The sequence below is a fragment of the Actinosynnema sp. NPDC020468 genome, assembly GCF_040642015.1.
In the GTDB taxonomy this organism is placed as follows: domain Bacteria; phylum Actinomycetota; class Actinomycetes; order Mycobacteriales; family Pseudonocardiaceae; genus Actinosynnema.
In genome coordinates this window covers 1-7805 of sequence record NZ_JBFAEO010000099.1, presented here as the reverse complement: position 1 = coordinate 7805, position 7805 = coordinate 1, and the positions used below count along the sequence as shown (strand labels likewise).

General features: G+C 75.3%; 6 protein-coding genes and 1 pseudogene. 5 read left to right on the top strand and 2 right to left on the bottom strand.

Going from position 1 to position 7805, the window contains the following annotated elements; all coding sequences use genetic code 11:
* The first annotated feature begins 152 nt into the window (after positions 1-152).
* Positions 153-3362 (top strand): protein kinase, encoded by a 3210-nt coding sequence (locus tag AB0G50_RS35660; RefSeq protein WP_360118468.1) that lies wholly within the window; start codon positions 153-155, stop codon positions 3360-3362.
* A 6-nt stretch (positions 3363-3368) separates the two neighbouring features.
* On the opposite strand, the gene AB0G50_RS35655 is transcribed toward AB0G50_RS35660, so the two are convergent.
* Entirely contained in the window at positions 3369-4316 is a 948-nt protein-coding gene (locus AB0G50_RS35655) for a LysR family transcriptional regulator (protein ID WP_360118465.1), read from the bottom strand.
* Between the two features lie 105 nt (positions 4317-4421).
* Between AB0G50_RS35655 and AB0G50_RS35650 the strand changes: the two genes are divergently transcribed.
* The 4 genes and pseudogenes from AB0G50_RS35650 to AB0G50_RS35635 all read left to right on the top strand — a co-directional run bounded on the left by AB0G50_RS35650 (position 4422) and on the right by AB0G50_RS35635 (position 7340).
* Positions 4422-5336: an NAD(P)H-binding protein gene (locus AB0G50_RS35650; RefSeq protein WP_360118462.1), complete on the top strand. Its 915-nt coding sequence runs from the start codon at positions 4422-4424 to the stop codon at positions 5334-5336.
* A 13-nt stretch (positions 5337-5349) separates the two neighbouring features.
* Positions 5350-5634 (top strand): annotated as a pseudogene (locus tag AB0G50_RS35645) (darcynin family protein); the annotation flags it as partial.
* Positions 5635-5673: 39 nt separating this feature from the next.
* A complete protein-coding gene (locus tag AB0G50_RS35640) occupies positions 5674-6348 on the top strand; it encodes a HEAT repeat domain-containing protein (RefSeq protein ID WP_360118459.1) in 675 nt (224 codons plus the stop codon).
* Positions 6342-7340, top strand: a complete 999-nt coding sequence (locus AB0G50_RS35635) for a MerR family transcriptional regulator (protein ID WP_360118456.1) — start codon at positions 6342-6344, stop codon at positions 7338-7340. The genes AB0G50_RS35640 and AB0G50_RS35635 overlap by 7 nt, the downstream gene beginning before the upstream one ends.
* A gap of 19 nt (positions 7341-7359) precedes the next feature.
* On the opposite strand, the gene AB0G50_RS35630 is transcribed toward AB0G50_RS35635, so the two are convergent.
* Positions 7360-7671, bottom strand: coding sequence for a hypothetical protein (locus AB0G50_RS35630; protein WP_360118453.1), 312 nt, complete (start codon positions 7669-7671; stop codon positions 7360-7362).
* Between the last annotated feature and the right edge of the window lie 134 nt (positions 7672-7805).

Here is a 7805-nt window from a genome sequence, read left to right as displayed (position 1 = left end):
GGGCCGGGTACGCCGGGGTGGGGGTGCCCCCCGACGGCGGGTTGGTGCGGGCGTGCGCGGGGGGGGGGGGGGCGCAGCACGCCCACCCCCCGACGGCACCTGAGGCGAGAACCCCTCACGTGGCTAGCATTCGGCGCTTCGGAAGGGGGCCGATGAGCGACGCGCGGTGGTGGTTCCAGGAGGAGGTCTCGCCCTACCCGTGGGAGCAGGACGCGCTCGACCACGTCCGGCGCTCGGTGACCGGGTCGTGGCCGCACCGGGCCTGGGCGACGTTCACCTTCACCGCGCCCACGGGTCGGGTCAACGAGTGCGACCTGCTGTTCGCCGCGCCGGCGGGCCTGTTCCTGGTGGAGATCAAGTCGCATCCCGGTTCGGTGCGGGCGCACGGCGAGAACTGGCGGTTCAACGACGGCGGCACGCGGCGGGCGTTGCGCAACCCGCTGCACCTGGTGGACCGCAAGGCCAAGGAGCTGCGGTCGGTGTTGGACTCCGTCGCCCGGGTCCGCGTCCCGCGCATCGAGCCGGCGGTGTTCCTCTCCGCGCCGGGGCTGAGCGCGGACATGAACGTCGTGCAGCGCCAACGGGTGTACGGCCGGGACGGTGCGGTCAGCGGGTTGCCGTGGTTGTGGCGCGACCTGCTCGGCGCGCCGCCGGACGGGCCGCCGGTGGACGCGGACTTCGTGCGGGACGTGCTGCCCGGGCTGTTGGACGAGGTGGGCATCCGGGTCGCGACGGCGCACCTGCGGTTCGGCGACGAGTGGGAACTCGACCCGAAGCCGCTGGACGCGGGCGCGGACTGGGAGGACCGGTTGGCGCGCCGGATCGGCGACTTCGCCGAGGAGGGCCGGTTGCGCGTGCACCTGTCGGCCGTGCAGGGCACGGAGGCGTCGCGGCGGTCGGTGGAACGGGCCGCCGAGCGCGAGTACCGGTTGCTCCAGCACGTGGTGCACCGGGGGATCGCGCAGCCGCTGCGGTTCGGCCCGCACCCCGGCGGGTGGGCGATCCTGTTCCGGCACCGGGCGTCGGACCTGCGGTTGGACGACTACCTCGACGTGCACGAGCCGACCTCGTCGCGCCGGCTCGACCTGGTGCGGCAGGTGGCGGAGGCGGTGCACTTCGCGCACGGGCACGCGCTGGGGCACCGGGCCCTGGGCGTGCGGTCGGTGTGGGTCTCGGTCGGCGCCCGACCCGAGGCGCGCATCGCCGACTGGCAGACCGCGTTCCGGACCGGCGACCCGGCGGCGTCGATCGGGCAGAGCGCCGCGGCGCACTTCGCCGACCCCGAAGCTCCTTGGCTCGCACCGGAATCGCGGCTGCCGGACGCCGGTCCGGTCGCGATGGACGTGTTCGGGCTGGGTGTCCTCGCCTACCACGTGCTGACCGGTGAGCCGCCCGCGCGGCACCGCGCCGACCTGCTGGCCCGACTCGCCGCGGAGGACGGGTTGCGCCCGCGCGGGGTGCACGAGGCGTTGGGGGACCTGGTGTTCGCGGCCACCCGCACCCGCCCCGGCAGGAGGCCGTCGGTGGAGGAGTTCCTCCGCCGGCTGGACGCGGTGGAGCGCGAGCACCACTCCGCCGGCGGTCTCGCGGCGGTGGACCCGCTCGACGCGCAGCCGGGCACGCGACTGGGCCGGTGGCTGGTCGAGCGCGTCCTGGGCACCGGGTCGACGGCGCGGGTGCTCCAGGTGGTGCGCGTCGCCGAGGACGGCTCCACCGAACGCCGGGTGCTCAAGGTCGCGCTGGACGAGGACCGGGCCGAGCGGCTGCACGCCGAGGCACGGGCGTTGACGCTGGTGGGCGGCGGCGGGGTGGTGCGGCTGCTGGACGGTCCCCTCCGGGTGCACGGCCGGACCGCGGTCGAGCTGGAGTACGCGGCCGACCGGTCGTTGGGCGGGCACCTGCGCGCCGCCGGCGGCTTGACCCGGCCCGAGCTGACCCGGTGGGGCGCGGACGTGTTCGCCGCCCTGGAGCAGGTGGCGGCGATGGGGGTGCGGCACCGGGACGTGAAGCCGGACAACTTCGGGCTGTGCCGGCGGGACGGCGCGCGCCGGTTGGTGCTCTACGACTTCTCGCTCAGCGAGGCCCTGCTGTCCGACACCACCTCGGGCACGTGGGGTTACCTGGACCCGTTCGTCGGCACGGCCGCCCGCCCGCTCTACGACGACCACGCGGAGCGGTACGCGGCGGCGGTGACGCTGCACGAGATGGCGTCGGGCGTGCGTCCGGTGTGGGGCGACGGCACCACGCACCCGGCCGCCGGCGACGCGGTGACCGCCACCCCCGCCGAGCACCGGTTCGACCCGGACCTGCGGCCGGCGCTGACCGCGTTCTTCCGCCGGGCGCTGCACCGCGACGTGGCGAAGCGGTTCCCGGACCTGCGGTCGATGCGCGCCGCCTGGACCGCCGCGATCCCACCCCCGAGGCGCACCGGCCGGTCGCGCCGGCCACCCCTGCGGGCCGGTTACGCCCTGCTGGTGGTGCTCCTGGTCGCCGGGTCGTTCGCGGTGGCGCGGACCTGGTCGCACGACGAGGCCGCGCAGTTCCCGACCAGCCGGTCGAGCCCGCCACCGACGCCACCGCCGGGGCAGCGGATCGCGCTGGAGCTGGGCATCGCGGTCGACCCGGTGCCGCACGACGTGCGGCTGGGAGAGAGCGTCGTCGCCACGGACCGGCAGACGCTCGTCGTCCACAACTCGTTCGACGACCGGAAGATCGCGACCATCACCCGGTACGCACCGGACATGCTGGACCTGCGGGCGTTCGACCGGGCCGAGCAGATCTCGCTGGGCGGCCGCTCGGGGTACTTCGTGGGCGACCTCCCGCTGGGCGACCGGTCGGGCGACCGGAAGGTCATCGCGCTGCGGGACGCCGGCGGGTGGTTCACCGTGGAGTCCGAGACGAACACCGCGTCGGACCGCGCCTTGGTCCGGTCCCTGGCCGAGCGCGTGCGACTCGACCGCCCGGCGCCCCTGCGCTTCCCGGTGCGGATCAGGTCGATGCCCTACAACCTGCGGCCGTGCGGCGCGACGGACGGGCTCCGCGCCGTCGGCACCCAGTGGCACGCCTACCTCCACCTGTGCGACGCGACGCCGACCCCGTCGTGGTCCGGCGACAGCGAGATCATCGCCCTGGACCTGACCGCCGCCGGCGAACCGCACTTCGAGCCGTACGACTCGTCCGGCCGCAGCCGCGGCACCACGGTCGACTGCGGCGACTTCCAGGTCGTGGTGGTGATCCGGGACTTCCTGCGGGGCGAGTTCCCCAAGAACGCGGCGGCGGAGATCGCCGGTTCGCTGGAAACCCGTCCCCTGGCGGACCCGTCGAGGTGGTTCTCGGGCTCCGAGGTGCTGCCCGCCGGGTAGCGCCCGTCAGTCGCGCCGTGCCGGCCGGAGCACCCGGCGCACGGCGCCGCGCAACCACTGGTGGGCGCCGTCGGTGGTGTGCCGCGGGTGCCAGGCCATGCCGATCGTCAGCGGTGGCAGGGGAAGCGGGATGTCCAGCAGGCGCAGTCCCAGTGCGCGTGCCGCGTCGCCGAGCGGGGAGGGCGGTTCGCCCGGCAGCGCGGTCGGCACCAGGCAGACCACGTCGCCCGCCGCGGCCAGTGCCATCGCGGCCAGGTGTCCGGGCAGGGCGACGCCGACCCGGCGGCCCAGCCCGAGTTCGGCCAGCGCGGTGTCGAGCGGGCCGGTGAAGCGGCCCCGGCGGCTGACCGCCACGTGCTCGGCCGCGGCCAGCCTGGCGGGGGTCAGGGTGCCCTCGGTGAGCGGGTGCCCGGCCCGGACGCCGGCCGCCATCCGCAGCGTGACCAGCTCCTCGACCCGGGTTTCCGGGTCGACGTGGTCGATGGCCCCGACCTCCAGGTCGATCCGGCCCTCGCGCACCGCGGGGCCCGCCTCCCACTCCTCGGCCAGCACCCGCAGCGCGACACCCGGCGCGTGGCGTCGGGCCAGGTCGAGCACCCCGGGCGCCAGGGCCGCGCCGACCAGGTCCGAGGTCTGCACGGTGAACGTGCGGCGCAGCACGGCGGGGTCGATCCCACCGCTCGGGGTGAGCAGCGCCTCGAGGCCGCGGACCACGGCGGCGGCCTCGTCGCGCAGTTCCACGGCGCGGGGCGTGGGCACCATCGCCTGACCCGCCCGCACCAGCAGCGGATCCTGGAGCACCCGGCGCAACCGGGCCAGGGTGCGGCTCATCGCGGCGGGGGAGGTGTGCAGGCGTTCGGCGGCGCGCGTGACGCTCTGCTCGGTCAGCAGGGCGTCGAGGGCGACGGCGAGGTTGGCGTCGAGCTTCGAGGTCGGGCTGCTCACCAGGGTCATTCCGTTTCGGGCAATGATCGGATGCCGAAGTTCCCATTGTGGCAACGCGGGACGGGTCCGCACGCTGAGGGGGTCACACCGACCCGACACACACCGCGAGGATTCATGATCGTCATCACCGCCCCCACCGGGAACATCGGCCGGCGGCTGCTGTCACTGCTGGTCGAGGCCGCACCCGCGCGCGGAGAGGAGCTGCGCGTCGTCGTCCGCGACCCCGCCCGGCTCCCCGAGGCCGTGCGCGACCGGGTCGAGGTCGTCACCGGCTCGCACGGTGACGCCGCGACCGTCGACCGGGCCTTCGCCGGTGCCGACGCCGTCTTCTGGCTCGTGCCGCCGGACGGCTCCCGCACGCCCGACGAGGCGTGGACCGGCTTCACCCGACCGGCCGCGCGGGCGTTCGCCACCCATGGCGTCACCCACGTCGTCGGCGTCTCGGCGCTGGGCCGCGGCACCCCGCAGGCCGCCGACGCCGGGCTCGTCACCGCGTCCCTGGCCATGGACGACCTGATCGCCGGCTCCGGGGTCGCCTACCGCGCCCTGGCCAACCCGTCGTTCTTCGAGAACCTGCTGGAGGACGTCGACTCGATCCGCGACGGCGTCTTCACCGACACCCTGGCCGCCGACCACCGGGCGCCGCTGGTGGCCGTGGCCGACATCGCCGCGACGGCCGCCGACCTGCTGCTGGACCGCTCGTGGAGCGGCGTGGACAGCGTTCCGGTGCTCGGTCCGCAGGACCTGTCGCCCGACGACCTGGCCCGCATCATGACCGAGGAGCTGGGCATCCCGGTCCACTACCGGCGCGAGTCCCTGGAGGACCTGCGGTCCACGATGCTCGGCTACGGCCTCGATGAAGCGTTCGTGGAGGGCCTGGTCGCCATGAAGCGCGCCAAGGGCGAGGGCCTGGACTCGGGCGTCGAACGCTCGCCGCGCGCGGTACCGGCCACCGGGTTCGCCCAGTGGTGCGCGCACACCCTCAGGCCGGCCGTCCTCGCCACCCCGGGCACCACCGACGGCCGCTGACCGGACCGAGTCGCCGGTCACGGCGTTCATGCTGGTCAAGACCACGCCCGAGGGGCCGGCGAGGTCCGCGGCCGACCGCGTCGAGGCCTTCACCACCCGGGTCGCACCGGTGATCAGGGCCCGCACCCGCTTCCACGACACGGAGTTCCACACGGCGCGGGTCACCGACATCCGGGTGTGGGAGGCCCTGGAACCCCCGGCCACCGTCACCACCCAGGCGCTCCGCCCCGTGACCGGCCGGCGCGACACCGGCCGGTCACGGCGTCCCCTCCGGCGCTCCTGCACGCCACGCGCTTGACCTTGACACTGTGACAAGGTCTTCACTGACGCGGAGGAGGTGGTCCCCCTGAACCCGACCCACCCGACTCCGTCGGACACCGGCCTGCTCGACGCGTTGCGCGCCGACGACCCCTCGACGCGGCTCCAGGCCGTGCTCGCCGTCGGCACGAACCCGAACCCCGCCCTCATCGACGCCCTGGTGGCGCGGTGCGCGGTCGAGTCGGACTTCTTCGTGCGCGACATGCTCACCTGGGCGCTGACCCGCCTGCCGGCAGACCTCACGGTGCCCAGGCTCCGCGTGGAACTCGGGTCCGGGCGGGCGCAGGCCCGCAGTCAGGCGCTGCACACGCTGTCCAAGATCGGGGACCGGGGCGTGTGGCCCGCGATCACGCGGTCGTTGCTGCACGACGCGGACGACGAGGTCGCGCGCAGCGCGTGGCGGACCGCCGTCCTCCTCGTGCCCGACGGCGAGCGGACGGCGTTGGCCGCGGACCTGGCCGCCCAGCTCGGCCGGGGCGACCGGACCGTGCAGCTCAGTCTCAGCCGAGCCCTGGTCGCCCTCGGTGACGTCGTCACCGACGCCCTCCGCGCCGCGCGGACGAGCGACGACCCGACGGTCGGCGCGCACGCCCGTGCCACGGAACAGCTCCTGCGCGACCCGGAGGCCGACTTCGACGCGGCCGTCGCCGAGGCGAGGCGGATCGTCGCGCTCGGCCCGGGAGCGGTGTGCTGATCGGCGAGGTGTCCCGGCGCTCGGGCGTGAGCACCCGGATGCTGCGGCACTACGACGCGCTCGGCCTCGTGCGACCCACCGGCCGCACCGTCGGCGGCTACCGCGAGTACTCCACCGAGGACATCCGCCGGATCTTCCACGTGGAGAGCCTGCGGTCCCTGGGGTTGTCGCTGCGCCAGATCGGCCGGGCGCTGGAGGATCGCACGTTCACCCCGTCCACCCTGGTCGGCGACCTCATCCGGCGCACCGAGGACCGCCTGGCCCGGGAACGGGAACTGCTCGCCCGCCTCCGCGCGGTCGACGCCTCGGCGCCGCCTGGCTGGCAGGACGTCCTGCGCATCGTGGAACTCCTGCACGGCCTCGACTCGCCCAGCGCCGCGCGCCGCCAGCAGACCGCCCTCACCCCGACCGAGGAGGTGCCCGTCGACCTGCTGGCCGGCGCGATCCTCGCCGAGGACGACCCGCACGTCGCGGGCGCACTGCGCTGGGCCCTCGCGCGCGCGGAGGATGGGGTCGCGAGCGTGGCGCCCGGCCTGCGGTCGGCCGACGTCGACGTCCGGCGACGCGCGGTGCTCGCCCTCGCCGAACTGCCCGGCGACGAGGCGACCGCGGCGCTCGCCGACGCGCTCGCGGACGACGACCCGACCGTGCGCAGGCCCGCGGCCCTGGCGTCGGGAGCCCGGGGCTCGACCGCGGCCGTGCCCACGCTCGTCGCCATGGTGGTCGAGGGCGCGAACGACATGGAGGCGGCCGAAATCCTCGGCGCGCTCGCCCGGGACCCCGAGCACGCCGACCGGGTCCTGGGCGCACTGGTGGCGGAGGCGGCCGCGCCCACCGCGGACGCGGCGGTCCGGATCCGGCTGACCCAGGCCCTCGCCGAGCTGCCGCCGTCCGCCGCGCTGCCCGTCCTGCGCCGGCTGGCCGAGGACGACGACCGGGCCGTCGCCCTCGTCGCCGAGGCCTTGGCGGGAGTGCTGGGAAAGCGGTCCTGACGGTGCGGCTACGCGGTCGTCAGCAGGCGGTCGGGTTGGTCCACCGGCCGTCGGTGCTGAACCAGCCGGACATGCCGTAGGACTGGGTCGGGCTCCAGTGGACGTAGCCCGCGTAGCGGCCGTTGGCGCTGGAGACCGTGACGAGGATGTCGCCGTAGTGCAGCGTGGCGATGCCGTCGTACCCGGTCGAACTCGACCACAGGGTCAGGTCGGCCGCGACGACCCTCTTGCAGTCGAACGGAATCGCGCCGGCGGGCGTCTGGGAGGCGGCGAGACCGGCCGCGGTCAGCACCAGGGCGGTCAGGGTGGTGCGCACCTTCGTCATGATCATGGGGGCACTCTTCGGCCCCACCGCGCGGCGCCGGGACGCATCCGCTCCGCCGACACCTGTTCGGGCTCGTCCGGCAGGGTGATACCGGGGCCGAAAAGGGGTCGGACCGTACGCAGGGGCGTCTACTGCGGGCC